15 protein-coding genes are annotated in these 15,674 nt (G+C 28.9%); 5 read left to right on the top strand and 10 right to left on the bottom strand.

Going from position 1 to position 15,674, the window contains the following annotated elements:
* The 5 genes from Q0K52_RS06645 (at position 1) to Q0K52_RS06625 (ending at position 3,806) form a co-directional block, all read left to right on the top strand.
* Complete coding sequence (locus Q0K52_RS06645; protein WP_297297768.1) at positions 1-1,053, top strand: hypothetical protein; 1,053 nt, start codon at positions 1-3, stop codon at positions 1,051-1,053.
* 19 nt (positions 1,054-1,072) lie between these two features.
* Positions 1,073-1,405 (top strand): cell division protein ZapA, encoded by a 333-nt coding sequence (locus Q0K52_RS06640; RefSeq protein ID WP_297297766.1) that lies wholly within the window; start codon positions 1,073-1,075, stop codon positions 1,403-1,405.
* A gap of 272 nt (positions 1,406-1,677) precedes the next feature.
* Positions 1,678-2,304: a queuosine precursor transporter gene (locus Q0K52_RS06635; protein WP_297297764.1), complete on the top strand. Its 627-nt coding sequence runs from the start codon at positions 1,678-1,680 to the stop codon at positions 2,302-2,304.
* A gap of 86 nt (positions 2,305-2,390) precedes the next feature.
* Complete coding sequence (locus Q0K52_RS06630) at positions 2,391-3,365, top strand: beta-ketoacyl-ACP synthase III (protein WP_297297762.1); 975 nt, start codon at positions 2,391-2,393, stop codon at positions 3,363-3,365.
* Positions 3,366-3,386: 21 nt separating this feature from the next.
* The gene (locus Q0K52_RS06625) at positions 3,387-3,806 is read left to right on the top strand and encodes a C-GCAxxG-C-C family (seleno)protein (RefSeq protein ID WP_297297760.1); all 420 of its coding nucleotides are present in this window, start codon (positions 3,387-3,389) and stop codon (positions 3,804-3,806) included.
* Between the two features lie 64 nt (positions 3,807-3,870).
* Here Q0K52_RS06625 and Q0K52_RS06620 read toward each other — a convergent pair whose 3' ends face one another.
* The 10 genes from Q0K52_RS06620 to Q0K52_RS06575 all read right to left on the bottom strand — a co-directional run bounded on the left by Q0K52_RS06620 (position 3,871) and on the right by Q0K52_RS06575 (position 15,496).
* A complete protein-coding gene (locus Q0K52_RS06620) occupies positions 3,871-4,161 on the bottom strand; it encodes a hypothetical protein (protein ID WP_297297758.1) in 291 nt (96 codons plus the stop codon).
* Positions 4,161-4,904 (bottom strand): hypothetical protein, encoded by a 744-nt coding sequence (locus Q0K52_RS06615; protein ID WP_367270979.1) that lies wholly within the window; start codon positions 4,902-4,904, stop codon positions 4,161-4,163. Before Q0K52_RS06615 ends, Q0K52_RS06620 begins: the two co-directional genes overlap by 1 nt.
* Before the next feature lie 59 nt (positions 4,905-4,963).
* On the bottom strand, positions 4,964-5,635 hold the full coding sequence (locus Q0K52_RS06610) for a HEAT repeat domain-containing protein (protein ID WP_297297755.1): 672 nt from the start codon (positions 5,633-5,635) through the stop codon (positions 4,964-4,966).
* 7 nt (positions 5,636-5,642) lie between these two features.
* A complete protein-coding gene (gene alaS / locus Q0K52_RS06605; RefSeq protein ID WP_297297753.1) occupies positions 5,643-8,216 on the bottom strand; it encodes an alanine--tRNA ligase in 2,574 nt (857 codons plus the stop codon).
* A 263-nt stretch (positions 8,217-8,479) separates the two neighbouring features.
* On the bottom strand, positions 8,480-9,991 hold the full coding sequence (locus Q0K52_RS06600) for a DegQ family serine endoprotease (protein ID WP_297297751.1): 1,512 nt from the start codon (positions 9,989-9,991) through the stop codon (positions 8,480-8,482).
* Positions 9,992-10,210: 219 nt separating this feature from the next.
* Positions 10,211-11,143 (bottom strand): lysophospholipid acyltransferase family protein, encoded by a 933-nt coding sequence (locus Q0K52_RS06595; protein ID WP_297297749.1) that lies wholly within the window; start codon positions 11,141-11,143, stop codon positions 10,211-10,213.
* A gap of 2 nt (positions 11,144-11,145) precedes the next feature.
* Positions 11,146-13,149 carry a hypothetical protein gene (locus tag Q0K52_RS06590; protein ID WP_297297747.1) on the bottom strand — a complete coding sequence of 668 codons (2,004 nt, stop codon included), beginning with the start codon at positions 13,147-13,149 and terminating at the stop codon, positions 11,146-11,148.
* 30 nt (positions 13,150-13,179) lie between these two features.
* Positions 13,180-13,956: an SDR family NAD(P)-dependent oxidoreductase gene (locus Q0K52_RS06585; RefSeq protein ID WP_297297745.1), complete on the bottom strand. Its 777-nt coding sequence runs from the start codon at positions 13,954-13,956 to the stop codon at positions 13,180-13,182.
* 297 nt (positions 13,957-14,253) lie between these two features.
* Positions 14,254-14,748: a hypothetical protein gene (locus Q0K52_RS06580; RefSeq protein ID WP_297297743.1), complete on the bottom strand. Its 495-nt coding sequence runs from the start codon at positions 14,746-14,748 to the stop codon at positions 14,254-14,256.
* A 259-nt stretch (positions 14,749-15,007) separates the two neighbouring features.
* Positions 15,008-15,496, bottom strand: coding sequence for a hypothetical protein (locus Q0K52_RS06575; RefSeq protein WP_297297741.1), 489 nt, complete (start codon positions 15,494-15,496; stop codon positions 15,008-15,010).
* Positions 15,497-15,674 lie beyond the last annotated feature (178 nt).

The raw sequence follows: 15,674 nt of genomic DNA, 5'->3' as shown, positions 1-15,674 counted from the left end.
TTGAAAGAATTTAATATTTTAGAAGAAAAAATCAAAGATTTTTTAGATGAATATCAGGTTATATCCTACGATAATAAGGAATTATTACAAACTATAGAGCAATTAAAGGGTGAAAAAGAACAATTAATCAATACCCTAAATCAAATTAAAGACAGTTATAATGCTCTAAAAGAAGAAAAAACTATTTTAGAAGCTGATAAAAGAAATGCTAATGATATCTATAACACTATAAAAGAAGAAAAAGATACTCTTATAAAGCAATTAGAAGCTACTAGAATAGAAAGAGATAATTTAAAATCTAATTTTGAAAATATAGAAAAAGATTCTGTAAGCCTTTTAGAAGAAAACGATCATACAAAAAAAGAATTAGAAAAAGCTCATAGAACTATAGAAGCATTAAAAAAAGAAAATGAAGATTTACAAGAAAAATTGAGCATTCTTATAGAAAAAATAGACAGCGTAAGAAAAGGAAATTTTGATTCAAAAAAATCTTATCATGCGGCACAATCAGCACCAGTAACTAATAATCAAGAACCTTCTCAAGCTGAGGAAGTTGAATCAATAAAAGAGGATATAAAAGAAGTAAAAGAAGAAGTTAAACATATTGAAGAAGAAGTTACTAAAGTTGAAGCAGAAATACAAGACGAAGAAGATCCTTTCAGCACTCAAGATGATACATTTGGTTCAGAATATGAAGAATATAAAAATGCAGAAGAAACTAATAAAATAGAAGTAAATGAAGTTCAAAACACTAATGAAAGTCATGAAACTAAAGAAGCTGCTGAAGTTTCTGAACCTCAAGAAATAAAATCAGCTTCAAATGTAAAAGTTACTGAAGATGAAGACCCATTCTCTAATGCTTCAGATGCAAGCTGGGACGAAGATATAAAAACAGAAGAAGTTAAAGCTCCAGCTGTAGAAGAAGAAGTTAAAGAAAATAACAGTAATGAAAATAAAGAAGATAATTATGAATTTGATATAAACGAAGACGATCAATATATGTTCGGCGATGATGATGAGGAAGAATTCTTCTTTGATAATGAATCAAAATAATTGACTGCAGGTTAATGAAATGGATAATAATACTTTAGAGGTAACTATATACGGCAGAACTCTCAGCATAAAATCCAGCGAGGAAAATGCTGAGTATTTGAAAGAAGTTGCAGATTTTGTTGATGAAAGTATGAATGATATTGCAGAACATTATGGTCCGAACTATCCTAGAGACACTATAGCTATACTTGCCTGTCTTAATATAGCAGACTTATTGAAAAGAGAAATCGCTAACAGTAAGGCAGGTAAGGATACTTTATTAGCTTTAAAAGAAAGTATAGCTTCAAGATCAAATAAATTAATTAAACTTATGGACGAAAGAAAAGAAACTATTAAAGAGACTCAAGAATAATTATTAAATATATTAAAATAAATTATTTTTTGTTCAAATAATAGTATTCTTTTTACTTTTGTCAAAACCTCAATACACAAAAATAAATATTCTTTTTCTATTATTCTTGTAAAATATGTTTTAAAATAATAAAAAAATTATAATTAAGAAAATTTTTATTATACAAGTGAATCATCATTTCAAAAATATTGATTTAATAAATATAGACTAAAATCTTTTTTTAATATATTATATAGCATCTTATATACTTAAAAAATTATGGATTGAAGATTATGAATACAAACGCAGAAGAATACAAAATTTCATTTGTTACTATATTAGTAATTTGTTCTTATATCGCTTGTCAAATGATATCAAATATAGCAAGTGTAAAGATAGCTAATGTTTTAAGTTTAGCAGTAGATGGAGGAACATTTTTATATCCTTTAGCATTTACAATTAGAGATATGGCCCATAAAACTATAGGTAAAAAAAATACTCAAAAACTTATAATAGTATCAGCCATTATAAATATTTTTTCTCCTATTTATTTTTATATAATTTCTCAAATACCAGCAGATGCAAGTTGGGAATTCAATGAAGCTTTTCAATTAACATTAAGTCCGGTACTTAGAATAGCATTAGCTTCTATAATAGGTTCAACTTTATCAGAATTAGTAGACACAGAAATATATCATTTATTCGTTACTAAAATTACTAAAAAACATCAATGGTTAAGAGTATTAGTGAGCAATGCTTTTAGTATTCCAGTTGATAATTTAGTTTTTGTTGCTGTAGCATTCTGGGGTGCTTTGCCATTCGATGCTTTAGTTGGAATATTTATATTTAATTTTATAGTAAAATATGCAGTTACAGTTATAAGTGTTCCTATGATATATTTAGTTAAAGAAAAAAATTAAAAAATTTGACATATAATTGTTTAATTGTTATATTTTTGCAACTTAATTTACAAAAATTATATATAGGAAATAGAGAGAAAAATAATATGAAAGCTATTATAAAATATTTATCATCATATTTGCCGGAAAATATTGTTACTAATTATGATTTAGAAAAGACTTTAGATACAAACAATGATTGGATAGTTACAAGAACAGGAATAGAAGAAAGAAGAATAGCAAATGATAATGAAAGTTCAGGCGATATGGCAATCAAAGCAGTAGAAAATTTGAAAAATAAAGGTGCAGTAGTAGAGGACTGTGATGCAGTAATAGTTGCTACTTCTACAAAATCATATACATTTCCTTCAACAGCAGGACTTGTTCAAAAGGCTTTTAATATAAAAAATTCTTGCCTTGCTTTTGATATATCAGCCGCTTGTTCAGGATATATATATGCTTTGAATACAGCTTCTTCATTAATAGAGAGCGGAGAATGCAAAAAAGTATTGATTATAGCAGCTGAAAAATGTTCAGATATACTTAATTGGGAAGATAGAACTACAGCTATATTATTCGGCGATGGTGTAAGCAGTGCATTATTAGAAGCATCAGACGAGGATAAAGGAATCATATCAACAGATATAGGTGCTGAAGCTAATGAGGAAATACTTATAGTAAAGGGTGGTGGAAGTGTTTCTCCTATAACAGAGGAAAATGTTGAAGATAAAACCAATACTATAAAAATGGCAGGAACTGAAGTATTTAAAAAAGCAGTTACAACTTTTGATAATACAATCAGAAAAACTGTAAAAGATGCTGGTTTGGAATTAAGTGATTTATCTCTTATAATTACCCATCAGGCAAATACAAGAATAATGAATGCCGTTGCTAAAAATTTAGGTTTATCAGATGATAAGTTCTATATAAATATACAAAAATACGGCAATACTTCTGCAGCAAGTGTAGGAATAGCATTTACAGAAGCTTTTGATTCTCATGTTATAAAAGAAGGCGATTATGTACTTCTAACAGCATTTGGTGCGGGTTTAACTTGGGGTTCTACTTTAATAAAATTTTAATAATTACAAGGTTTATACGATATGACATTATATAAATATTTATCTTCAGGTTTTGGAAAGGCAGAGGATTTGAACTGTGCTGAAAAAATGCTTTATGGAGCAAATAAGGTATATAATTTAGGGATCAATAAAGATGATTTAAAATTAGCAGCAGGTTTCGGAGGCGGTATGGCTATGGGTATTACTTGCGGTGTATTGACTGGAGGCATAATGGCTCTTTCTAAAGCTTTTATAGCTGAGAGAGGTCATGAAGGTATGCTTTTGAAAGAAATTGAGGCAGAATATCTATCAAGATTTGAAAAAAGAACAGGCTCATTAAATTGCGGCTGTTTGGTAGAGAAATACAGAGATCCGGAAAATGGATGCGATTATTTAATATTTGAGGCAGCAAAAATATTTGATGATTTAATGGAAGAATATAAAACTTATAGAAAAATATAATAAAAGTTTTTATATAAAAAAGTGAGGACTTAAAAATCCTCACTTTTTATTTTTTAATTCGGTATTATAAAATATCACATATAGATTTTATAATATTAACTTTTTTTCTTTCTCTTTCGCTTAAAGGAGCATATTTAGATTTATACATTATATCATTTGCAAGTACTATAAATTGTTCTTTAAGCATCTCAGCGGCTTCCTTAGGCGTTTTACCGCTTCCTTTTATAGCTAAATCATCATTACCTATAACATAATGATCTTCAGCAATTTTCATTATATAACCTCTTAAAGATTTTTTGAAATGAAAATCATCTACATCGCTAAAATTTAATTCAACTTTTTGTTTCTGTGCCATTATATACCTGCCTTTTTTGCATAATCTTCATTGGTTAGACTAAATGTTTTTTGGGTAAATATAATCTCATTGGTATTGAATGCATAAGGAGCTTTACCTTTTAATCTAGCTACACCATTTGATATAGCCTGATCAATAACTACATACAATTCTTCAGCATGTTTTTTTTGATACTTCATAACATCAGCAATAACTATCTCATAAGCAGTTTGTCTGGTAGGAGCACCAGTATCGCCTATGATATGATAAGAAGCACCATCTAAAGTATCTATCCACAAATAATCGCCTGTAATATCATAAATCTCAAAATTTATACTAACCTTTTGAGCCCAAAAAGACATAGCAGAACTTGCATACATTACGCCATCAACTTTATCAGTAAGAAGCGATAAAGTTTCTTCGCTTAGTCTATTAGTTGCAAGTGTACCAGTAGCAGCAACATAATCAGCACCTAATATTGAATGATTAGGCAGTTTTGCAAATTCTTCATTTCCTAATGCTTCTTGCAAGGTTATTAGTCTAACCATTTCATTTTGAGAATTAAAATTACTAATAAAACTGTTTAATACAAAATCAGTGTATATTTCTGTATTTAAATATTTTAATTTGTCAGTATATTGATTAGTCATATTTTTAGGAAATGTAAAAGAGGCTATAGCAATGGTTCTATTTTTTTCTATGATATCATCTACTCTTACATAGGAATATCTTGAGGCACAAGATATCATAATAAATAAAGCCATTATTATAAATATAAATAATTTAATAGTCGTTTTACTCACAATAATATATCCTAATCTTATTATTCTGTTTTTTCTTCTTGAGTTTTTTTAGGTTCTTCAACAGCTTCAGGTTTTTTATTTTCCCTGTATTCTACAACTTGTTTTATAGTTGATCTTACAGCATAGTCTTTATCAGTAGAAGCAAGTAAATTCAAAGACCTATCAACTCTGGCATCATCATAGTCTTTTAAAGCCTCAACAGCTGCCATTCTTACCCATTTATTTTTACTTGATAAACTGTCAAGTATAGAGTTTAAAAGAGCTTTTGCCCTCATAGTTCCTGCTACTTTCAAACCTTCTATTTGAACTTGCAAATCTGTATCGGATATTGCTCTTTTCACTCTGTCAATAGCTTCCGGATTATTAGCTTCCAATTTTCCAAGCCCTAAAACAGCTAAACAGCGTACATTAAAGTCAGGGTCTTCAACACTGGCACGAAGAAAATCACTATAGGCTATATCAGCTTCTATCTTTCCTAAAAGCCATACAGCTTCGGCACGAACTTCTCTCCCTCCGTTTTGTGCTGCATTTAGAACTTCTAATATTACTTCTTCATTATTTGGATCTTTTTCTAATTTCTTTTCTGCTTTATGCACATCTTCAAGTCTGCGTAAAGTAACATCTTTTTCAGAACAAGATAATAAAAGCATAGAAAATGCAGTAAATATAAAAGCTATTATATTTTTTTTCATATCAATATTATAACCATTTACTCTTTAATTTATTAATTTCTTCTTTTGCCTTTTCAGTATTTTCTATAGATCCTTGAGCAAAAGTATCTTTTCCGCCGCCGCGTCCGCCGCTTACTGCTATAATATCTTTTATGATGTTATTAGCAGATAATTTCTTTTCTTTCAAGGCATTTCCTGTTATCTGTACAAGTATAGAGTTTGCAGAATCAGTTTTACTTATCATTATAGCAATACTGTCTTTTACTCTTTCTTTTATAGTATCAGCGTATAGTCTTACTTCTTTTATATCCTCATTAAACTCTAAATTATAGAATCTAATTCCATTTAAATCTTCAAACTTATCTATAAATGAATTTGCTGAAGCTCCTGAAGTTTTTAATTGTTTAATTTCTTTTTGCAATTTTTTTACTTCATTCTGTAAGTTTTCAGCTTTTACAGTAAGTTCATCTATTTTATTGGCATTTAATATACTGCTTAGATTCTTAACTTTATTGAATAATACAGTAGCTTCTTTAGCAGCTTTTAAGCCAGTAATAGCCTCTATACGTCTTACACCGCTAGCAACAGAACCTTCGCTTACTATATGGAAATAACCAACTTCAGATGTATTTGTCAAATGGCTGCCTCCGCAAAGTTCCACAGAAAAACCATTTCCTATATCAAGTATTCTTACAGTATCAGGATATTTCTCTCCGAATAATGCTTTAGCTCCAGCTGCAATAGCTTCTTCTTTAGGCATATATTTTATTACAGCAGGCATTGATTTGAATACTACCTCATTAACTTGATTTTCTACATTAATCAAAGTTTCTTCAGGAATTGAATCTGGGTGAGTGAAGTCAAATCTTAAATAATCTTCGCATACAAAACTACCAGCCTGATTAACATGGCTTCCTAATGTAAGTTCTAAAACTCTTTGAAGTATATGTGTAGCAGTATGATTTTTTCTTATAGCATTTCTTCTGTCAGCATTAACGAATAATGTTACTTCTTCGCCTGCATTGAATGAATGATTATTATTTTCTAATATATGTATAATAGTACTCTCTTTCTTTTGAGTATCTATTACTTTTATAGTTTCTTTTGAGCTTGTTTCTAAATGTCCATTGTCTCCAACTTGTCCGCCCATTTCACCATAGAAAGGAGATACATCTGTTACTATAACAGTATTTTCTTTATATACAGCAACTATTTTTGCTTTTACTCCATTAACTAAATTGTCTCTTTCTTCGCCTACATATTTAGTTTCATAATTTTCAACATAACCGAATTTAGATTTTTTATCTTCTCCAGTTCCTCTGCTTCTTTTTTTCTGTTCTTCCATAGCTTCTTCAAAACCAGCTTTATCAACTGTAAATCCATGATCAGCTGCTTCTTCTTCTGTAATATCAAGAGGAAGTCCGTAAGTATCGAATAACATGAATGCATCTTTTCCTGATATAACTTTACTTTCTTTATTTTCTTCCATTACACTGTAAAGTTTATTCATACCAGCAGATATTGTGCTTATGAATTTGTTTTCTTCATCTTTTAATATTCTTTTTATATTTTCTTCTTCTTTTGGTAAATAATCATATATATCTTTATAAACATTTATTACTGCACCAGTAAGCTCATTTAAGAAAGCGCCTTTATGTCCTAAATCATTTGCAGTTTTTAAAGCTCTTCTTAAAAGTCTTCTTAATACATATCCTCTGCCTTCATTAGAAGGTATGCATCCTTCAGCAAGAACGAATACCAATGCTCTTAAATGGTCAGCTATTAAATTGATTTTTGTTTTGTTTTTATCTTCATATTTTACATTTAATTTTTTTATTATAGCATCAACAATAGGCTTCATTACATCAGTTTGATAATTGCTTTCAACACCTTGTATAATGTAGCATAATCTTTCAAGACCCATTCCAGTATCTATACCTACACTTTTTAGAGGTGATAAATTACCTTCAACATCTTGGAAAAATTCATTGAACACCAAATTCCAGAATTCCAAATATCTTTCACAATCACAGCCAACGAAACAATCAGGTTTACCGCAGCCTTTTTCTTCTCCCATATCAATATAAAGCTCACTGCAAGGTCCGCAAGCTCCAGAATCTCCAGCAGGTCCCCAGAAATTATCTTTCTTTCCAAGTCTTACTATTTTCTCTTTTGGTATTCCTATATGCTCGTTCCAAATCTTGAAAGCATCATCATCTTTTTCATAAATAGAAACATATATTCTTTCTATAGGAAGTTTAATTACCTGAGTAGAAAATTCCCAAGCAAATTCAATAGCTTCTTTTTTGAAATAATCTCCCATAAAACAGAAATTACCAAACATTTCAAAGAATGTATGGTGTCTTGCAGTTTTACCTATATTTTCTAAATCTGAAAGTCTGAAACATTTTTGTATGCTTGCAGCTCTTGTATATGGTGCTTTTTTTATTCCGGCATAATATGGCTTGAACTGAAGCATTCCTGCAGTTGTGAATAATAGGCTAGGGTCATCTATAGGTATAAGTGAAGATGATTTTTCTATAAAATGGTTTTTACTTTTAAAAAACTCTTTAAATTTTTCTCTCAATTCTAAATGTGTCATGATAGCTCCTATTTAAGAACATTATATATGAATACTTTATTTTTATTTCAAAATTATATAGTTTATTAATAATATATTAAATTAGTTATGAATGCAAGTACAAATTAAAAAATAGTTAACATAATAATGATTGAAAAATTTATTTATTTTAAAACAAATACAACTATTTATAAAATATATGATTAAAATTATTAAAATGGCAAATAAAAAAGAGGACTGTTGGAAATACCAAGAGCCCTCTATAACATTTTAAATTATAAGCACTATTCTATAATGATAACATAAGTCATTCTAGCACGTTTTATTGTAATAGTGAAAGATTTGTCGTTACCATAAGATTTTACAAAGTTATTATAGTCATCAGTATTTGAAATAGTGATGCCATTAATAGCCTTAATAACGTCTCCAGGTCTAAGTCCTGCTTGATATGCTTGAGAGTTCTGACTCATATTAAGCACAACAACGCCTCTTTCATTGCTTCTTATTTGAAGTCTTTGAGATATTTCTGGTGTAATATTAGAAACATCTAGTCCCATCCAAGAACGTGCAGATCCCTGAGAATTATTCTGTGATTGTCTGCTAGGGACAACATTTTCATCTTCAACTCTAGCTTCTATAGTGATTTTTGTGCTTTTTTCTCTGCCGTTTCTCAAATATTTTACGGTAACTTCTTTACCTACTTTTGTAGTAGCAACTTTATTAAATAAGTCTCCAGATCTAGTCATTTTTTCACCATCAAATTCTATGATGATATCGCCGTCTTGTAATCCGCCTTTAGAAGCAGGTGAATCTGGTATAACTTCACTTACATAAACACCGCTGTTTTGTTTAACATTAAGACCTCTTGATAAATTCTCATCAATGTCTTGTAAGTATATTCCTAAATATCCTCTAGTTACTTTTCCGTTTTCTTTTAATTCAGTCATAACAGAAGTAGCAAGATTTATAGGAGTAGCAAAACCTATACCTATGCTTCCGCCTGAAGTAGAGTATATTAAAGTGTTTATACCTATTACTTGTCCATGTATATTGAATAAAGGACCGCCTGAGTTACCAGGGTTTATAGCAACATCAGTTTGTATATATCTTTGATATTTATTAGCACCAACATCGCTTCTACCTTTAGCACTTACAATACCGAAAGTTACTGTATTATTAAGTCCGTAAGGGTTACCTATAGCAATAGCAAATTCTCCTGGTTCTATAGCGTCACTGTCTCCTAAAGAAACATAAGGAAAAGTTCTGTTATTAGCTTCTATTTTTAATAAAGCTAAATCATAAGCTTCATCATATCCTACTAATTGAGCTGGTAATTCACCATCTTCGCCATAAAGAGTAATCATTATTTTAGTAGCACCTTTAACTACATGGTAATTAGAAAGTACATAACCATCTTCATTAATTATAAAACCGCTTCCTAATGATTTTTGACTTCTTCTTTGTCTAGGCATTTGATCGCCGAAAAAGAATCTAAAGAATTCATCAGCATATCTATCTTCTTCAGTTTGACCAGCTTCTATTTCTGTAGATATATTAACTACAGCAGGCATATTTCTATCAACTACATCTCTTATAGCACTTTCAACTTCTAAAGCACCATCTAATGAACCAGAAAAAGCAGTTTTTTCAGGTGCTGCTTGAGCATGAACTAAAAACTCATCTCTTTTATAATTTTTTTCATATGAAAAAATGAAAAAGGAAATTATAATACCAACTAAGGTAAAAGTAAGCCCAAGGTTTAAAAAGAACATAAATGAACGTTTTTTTTGCTCCATATATATAACCTCCTATTGTATTAATAGTTTATTTTTCTACTAAAACCTATTGATTTTATATATTATATAAAAAATAAAATTGAATATATTATATGAATGTTCTACCTCATTATTTTACAAAATAAGATTATTTGTATAATAAATAATAATTGTTTTTTTGATAATCATAGTGTTTTAGTACATATTATAAACCTACGAAAAAAAAACAAAGTAAAAAAATTATTTATAATTCTTATTTTTATAAAATATTTCAGGTTCCCCTTTAGGTCTAGTATTCCATCTTGGATGTACCCAAAGCCAATTTTCAGGGTATTTAGCTATAATTTCTTCAAGCTTTTTAGTATATCTTTGCGTATTATGTCTTATAGTTTCTTCTTTTGTTTCTTTTTCTTCTATATACATTATTTCTGATATTACAATTTTATGATGTCCGTATCTATCTGGTACACTATAAAGAATTGCTATAGGAGCTCCAGTTTTCATAGCTATCGCAACAGGTCCAGTAGCTGTGGCACAAGGATATCCGAAGAAATCTACAAAAATACCATCTAAATAGTTTTGATCTGATAAGAAGGCAACAGGACTATTTTCATTTAAGGCATAAAATATTTCTCTTAAATTTCCCCATCTAGATATACATTTCATACCTCTTTTTTCTCTCCAAGACTTCATATAAGCATCTAGTTTTGGATTATCAAGAGGTCTTACTATAACACTAGGATGATATCCTTTTATAGCGAAATAGAAAGCTATATATTCCCAGTTTCCTAAGTGACCAGTAACAGCTATTATACCTCTGTTTTTTTTATGCATAGCTTCATCAAACATCTCCTGACCTTCTATTTTGATTCTTTTCAATATTTGCTCATTTGACATTCTTGAAGATTTGATAAACTCGGCAAAAGTCATTATCATAGATTTCATAGAACGCTTTGCTATTCTTTTTCTTTCATGAAAACTTTTTTCAGGAAAAGCTTGTTTTAAATTAATTAATGCTACACGTCTGGCACTAGGTACTAAATAATACATTAAAGTACCTACTAATTTGGCAAATAATACAACAATAATATATGGTGTAATTGCCATTATTTCCATCAATATACGTAATGGAATATATTCAAGCATAATAACTTTTGGGGATTTATAAGCCAAGATTATACCTCTTTAGTTTCTTCTTCTTTATTGTCATTATCATTATTATTATCAATTGGTTCTTCAAATAAATCTTTATCTTCTATAGATTCATCAAATTCATTGCCATTAACTGTTATAGCTTCAGGATTTTCTGCATTGCTAGAACCTTCTTCTGATATACCTTCATTTTCTTCTGAAGATTGTTCATCAGTTTGTCCTTCAGTATTAACTTGACTTTCTTCAGTATTAGCAACTTCTTCTGCTGTTTCTTGTAGTACTGCATCTTGAGAAGAAGTTTGTTCTGTAGTGAGTGTTTCTTCTTCATCTTCGCCTTCTATCAATATTCCAGCTCCAGATAATTCACCTTGTGTGATTAAATAATTGAATCCAGAAATAAAGTAATATGCTTCTGTTAAAGCTTTCATTACATTATAACCTTGTATTCTTTTTTTGCCTTTACCTAGTTCTGAAGAAAAAGTTAATATATCATTAGGGTTTTCTATGATTCTTTCTCTTTCTTCTTTATCTAATAATAATTTATCTAGTTTTTTCTTGAAAGGAGAAATTATTGATACAAAAGTGTTTCTCAAGTTTTTAGCCAAATAAGAACGCTGACCATTTTTATCAGATAACATAGAAACTCTTTGTTCAAAACGCATAGTTTTATCTTCTTCTACTTTAAGAATAGTTCTGCAAAGCTCGCTGTATTCATTTAATCTTGAATGAGTATCTGATAATGATAAGAATATATTATTAAAATCATTTTTATAATCTGTTCTAACTTGATTGTCATAAACTAAATTATATCTTACCTTATTAGATACAAATACAGCTGAATATTCTCTGTCTAAGAAGTCTATTAATACCTTTATTCTGTATATCTTATCTTTTGTAGATACAACAAAGAAAGGATCTGCTTCATAAGCTATATTATTATCTTCTTTTTTGAATGATACGCATTTATTTATTAGTTTGACGCCTATAGATTCAACTTTGCTTAGTTTTTCTTCTTCAGCATCTTTTTTCTTGCCTATATTTTCTTTTGCCTGTTCTATTTTAGTTTCTTGTAATTTTTCTTTTTCTTTTCTTAATTTTGTATAATATCCTAATATATCCTCATCTGAAATATTCAAGAAACGGTTAAAATCATTTATAGTTTCTAATTTCTCTTTACAAGCATATTGAACTAATATTAACAATTTAGGATAATATTTTGAGTATACAAGATCAACAGCTCTTTTGAATGCTGATATTCTTGAGTTTACTATACCTTTACTAATATTATCAACCATAGCATAGGCAAGCATAGCTTTTTCTCCAGCCAATTTTATTCTTGAAGAATAGGCATGAAGAACATATAATGGCTTGAACATAGATTTTAATTCTCTTGTATAACTTTCAGCCATAACATTAGTATTTAATTCTTTGAATGGTCTTAAGAAATCTTTATAAATTTTTTCATCATATTGGTCTTTAATTCTTTCCAAAAGCTCTAAATCATCAAGGTCTTTTGAAAATTGAGCTATGATTTTTTGATGTTTAGTTTTAGCATCTATATCTGTAGCTTCTGTAGGATTTAAAGCATTAAATATTAAGGTGTCCATTTCTAAGAATGCTGATATGATATTTTTATCTATAAAGTTCAAGAATTTAGGGTTAACATTTCCGCCCATAAATGTAATAACTCCAGCACCTACAGCATCAAACCAGAGTTTTAAATTAAATAATAATCCGCTATTTTTTTGCTTAACAGCAACAGCAGTAGAATTGCTATTGTTAGCAGAATTACTATCTGGTTTAGCTCCGCCTGAAGTATTTGCACCTTTTGAACCTTTAGAATCGTTTCCAACTAAAGTGTTTGCATTTCTTCTTGATGAACCGCCAACAACTCCAGTATTAACCTTCTTCTTATCTGTTACAACCTCACCGCCAGCATCTACGAATTTATTGAATAAATCTTTTCTAGCATCTTTGTTTAGTTCATCTAATTTTAGTCTATCTCTAGTGTTATCTATATCACCCATAGAAAATAACTCCCTTAAAAAATGAATTGTTTATTTATTATCTCTATGTATTATGGTAGCACTGCCTTGATTTTCTGCCATAATAGTCATGCTTGATATTTGAACATGGCTTTTTCTAGTTAATGCATATTCTATATTATCGGCTATATCTTCAGCATATAAAGGAATAAATCCCTTATATACATTATCTGCTTTTTCTTTATCCCCTTTAAATCTTACTGTAGAAAACTCTGTATTAACAGCACCAGGCTTAATATTTGTTATTTTTACTGGTTTATCTATTAATTCAACCCTAAGACTGTCTCCGAACATTTCTACAAAAGATTTAGTAGCACAGTATATAGCACCTCCGCTATAAGCTTCATCAGCAGCTGTAGAAGATAAATTTACTATATGTCCATACTTGCTTTTCAAGATATAAGGGAGCAAAAGTCTTGTTAATACTATTAAACCTTCACAATTTACTCTTACCATTTGTAAAGCATCTTCCATACTATTATTATAGTATAAATCTTTGCCTAAAGCTAAACCAGCATTGTTTATTAAAATATCTATATTCTTGTTTTCAATATTATCAATTGCTTTTATTATGTCTTCAGTTTTAGAAAAATCTAATTTTATAACATCTACTTTTACATTATATTCTTTTTCTAATTGAGATTTTAAACTTTCAAGTTTTTCTATTCTTCTAGCAGCCAATATAAGATTAACTCCATTAGAAGCAAGCATTTTAGCAACAGCTTCTCCAATACCTGCACTAGCTCCGGAAACAAATGCTAATCTTCCGCTAATATTTTCTGTATACATTAGTAACTCCTAATACTGTTTTATTATGTAAAAATAAAAATATACTATTTCTAGTATTTATGCAACAATATATTTTTATTATATATTTTGAACACTATATTGCAATAGTATATAAAAAATATTTTTAATTAATTTTATTAAAAAATAAAAAACAACAAAATGAAATTTGACTAAAAAAATGTCCGATTTTTTACCAATAATGAAAATTATGTTTGTGGAAAATAATACTTTTAGTAACAAAAAAGGGGCTATTATGAAAATAGCCCCTCATATTTTACAAAACAAGGAATTATTTATTTACTCATAAGTTCTAACCATTCCGGCAACATCTTGAGCTGTATACTGCATACCAACTTCATTAAGGTATTTAGTTATTAAAGCATCAACTTGTTTTTTTAATCCTTTAGAATATAGCTCCATAACTACAGTACAGTTTTGTTTAGAATCCCATTTAGTTTCTACTACAGAAGCACCTCTTAATCTTCCAGCTACTCTTTCTTGTATAACATATTCATCTATCATACCTTTTTCTGTAGAACTTAATGATTCTATATATGAACCTACTACTTTAGCAACGATTTTGTTTTTAGCATCCAATTCAGCTGCCTGTTTAGAAGCTAATTCTCTTCTAAATTTATCTGTAGGATCTATATCCTCTGAAGGTAATCCCATACCCATAACTCTGAATGTATCATCGTTAATCCAGCCTTCTGGTCTGCTTTTGCTGATGCCAGTACCGCATGAAACAGCAAATGCTGCTGATATCATCAATATAATAAAAATTTTTTTCATATGTTTTACTCCTCCTTACTAGGATATTATATATTTTTAAAATATATATTGCAATAGCTGTAAAAAATATTTACATAATATTGTTTTAATACTTTAAATATAATAAATAAAATACATATTAAGTAAAATATCTTTTATGATTATCGATTATTAATTTTATTTGTTTTAAACAAAAAATGATTATTATTGTAATAATATACAATATGTTTGTTATATTATACAATAATTAATATATTGTTTTTATACAAATAATTAATAATCATTCATAAGTTCTAACCATTCCGGCAATATCCTGAGCTGTGTATTGCATTCCAACTTCATTAAGATACTGAACTACCAATTCATCAATTCTCTGCTTTAAATTCTTACCATACAATTCCATTACAACAGTGCAGTTTTGGCTTGAATCCCATTTACTTTCAATAACAGAAAGCCCTCTCACTCTTCCAGCTACTCTTTCTTGTATAGTATATTCATCTATCATGCCTTTTTCTGTAGAGCTTAATGATTCTATATATGATCCTACTATTTTTGCTACTATTTTATTCTTTCCGTCCAATTCAGCTGCTTGTTTTGCCTCTACTTCTCTTCTGAATTTATCTCTTGTATCATCAGAAGGGGAGCCTAAACCTAGTACTCTAAATGTGTTATCGTTTACCCAACCTTCCGGTTTATTTCTGCTTACACCTTTTGAGCATGATAATATTATAATGGTAATTACTATTAAACTAATAGACAATTTTTTCATAAATATTATTCCTCTTATTGTATAAAATATAATTTGTATATGTACTATTATGTGATTGTATATTTTTTATAGTATATTGCAATATGCATTTTTAGTTTTTTTTCTATTTTAATTGACATAAAATAAACATTATATATAATTGTTAGTTAATATTAACTTATAAATTTAAGGATATAAA

The organism is uncultured Brachyspira sp. (assembly GCF_944390845.1).
Lineage (GTDB): Bacteria > Spirochaetota > Brachyspiria > Brachyspirales > Brachyspiraceae > Brachyspira > Brachyspira pulli.
Note: the sequence above shows the minus strand (reverse complement) of the source record. Positions and strands in the feature narration are given on the sequence as shown.

Coding starts and splice junctions, on each gene's coding strand:
- Q0K52_RS06635 (WP_297297764.1), top strand. CDS start 1,678: ATGAATACAAACGCAGAAGAATACAAAATTTCATTTGTTACTATATTA.
- Q0K52_RS06625 (WP_297297760.1), top strand. CDS start 3,387: ATGACATTATATAAATATTTATCTTCAGGTTTTGGAAAGGCAGAGGAT.
- Q0K52_RS06610 (WP_297297755.1), bottom strand. CDS start 5,635: ATGAAAAAAAATATAATAGCTTTTATATTTACTGCATTTTCTATGCTT.
- Q0K52_RS06580 (WP_297297743.1), bottom strand. CDS start 14,748: ATGAAAAAAATTTTTATTATATTGATGATATCAGCAGCATTTGCTGTT.
- Q0K52_RS06620 (WP_297297758.1), bottom strand. CDS start 4,161: ATGGCACAGAAACAAAAAGTTGAATTAAATTTTAGCGATGTAGATGAT.
- Q0K52_RS06585 (WP_297297745.1), bottom strand. CDS start 13,956: ATGTATACAGAAAATATTAGCGGAAGATTAGCATTTGTTTCCGGAGCT.
- Q0K52_RS06575 (WP_297297741.1), bottom strand. CDS start 15,496: ATGAAAAAATTGTCTATTAGTTTAATAGTAATTACCATTATAATATTA.
- Q0K52_RS06590 (WP_297297747.1), bottom strand. CDS start 13,149: ATGGGTGATATAGATAACACTAGAGATAGACTAAAATTAGATGAACTA.
- Q0K52_RS06640 (WP_297297766.1), top strand. CDS start 1,073: ATGGATAATAATACTTTAGAGGTAACTATATACGGCAGAACTCTCAGC.
- alaS (WP_297297753.1), bottom strand. CDS start 8,216: ATGACACATTTAGAATTGAGAGAAAAATTTAAAGAGTTTTTTAAAAGT.
- Q0K52_RS06630 (WP_297297762.1), top strand. CDS start 2,391: ATGAAAGCTATTATAAAATATTTATCATCATATTTGCCGGAAAATATT.
- Q0K52_RS06600 (WP_297297751.1), bottom strand. CDS start 9,991: ATGGAGCAAAAAAAACGTTCATTTATGTTCTTTTTAAACCTTGGGCTT.
- Q0K52_RS06615 (WP_367270979.1), bottom strand. CDS start 4,904: ATGGCTTTATTTATTATGATATCTTGTGCCTCAAGATATTCCTATGTA.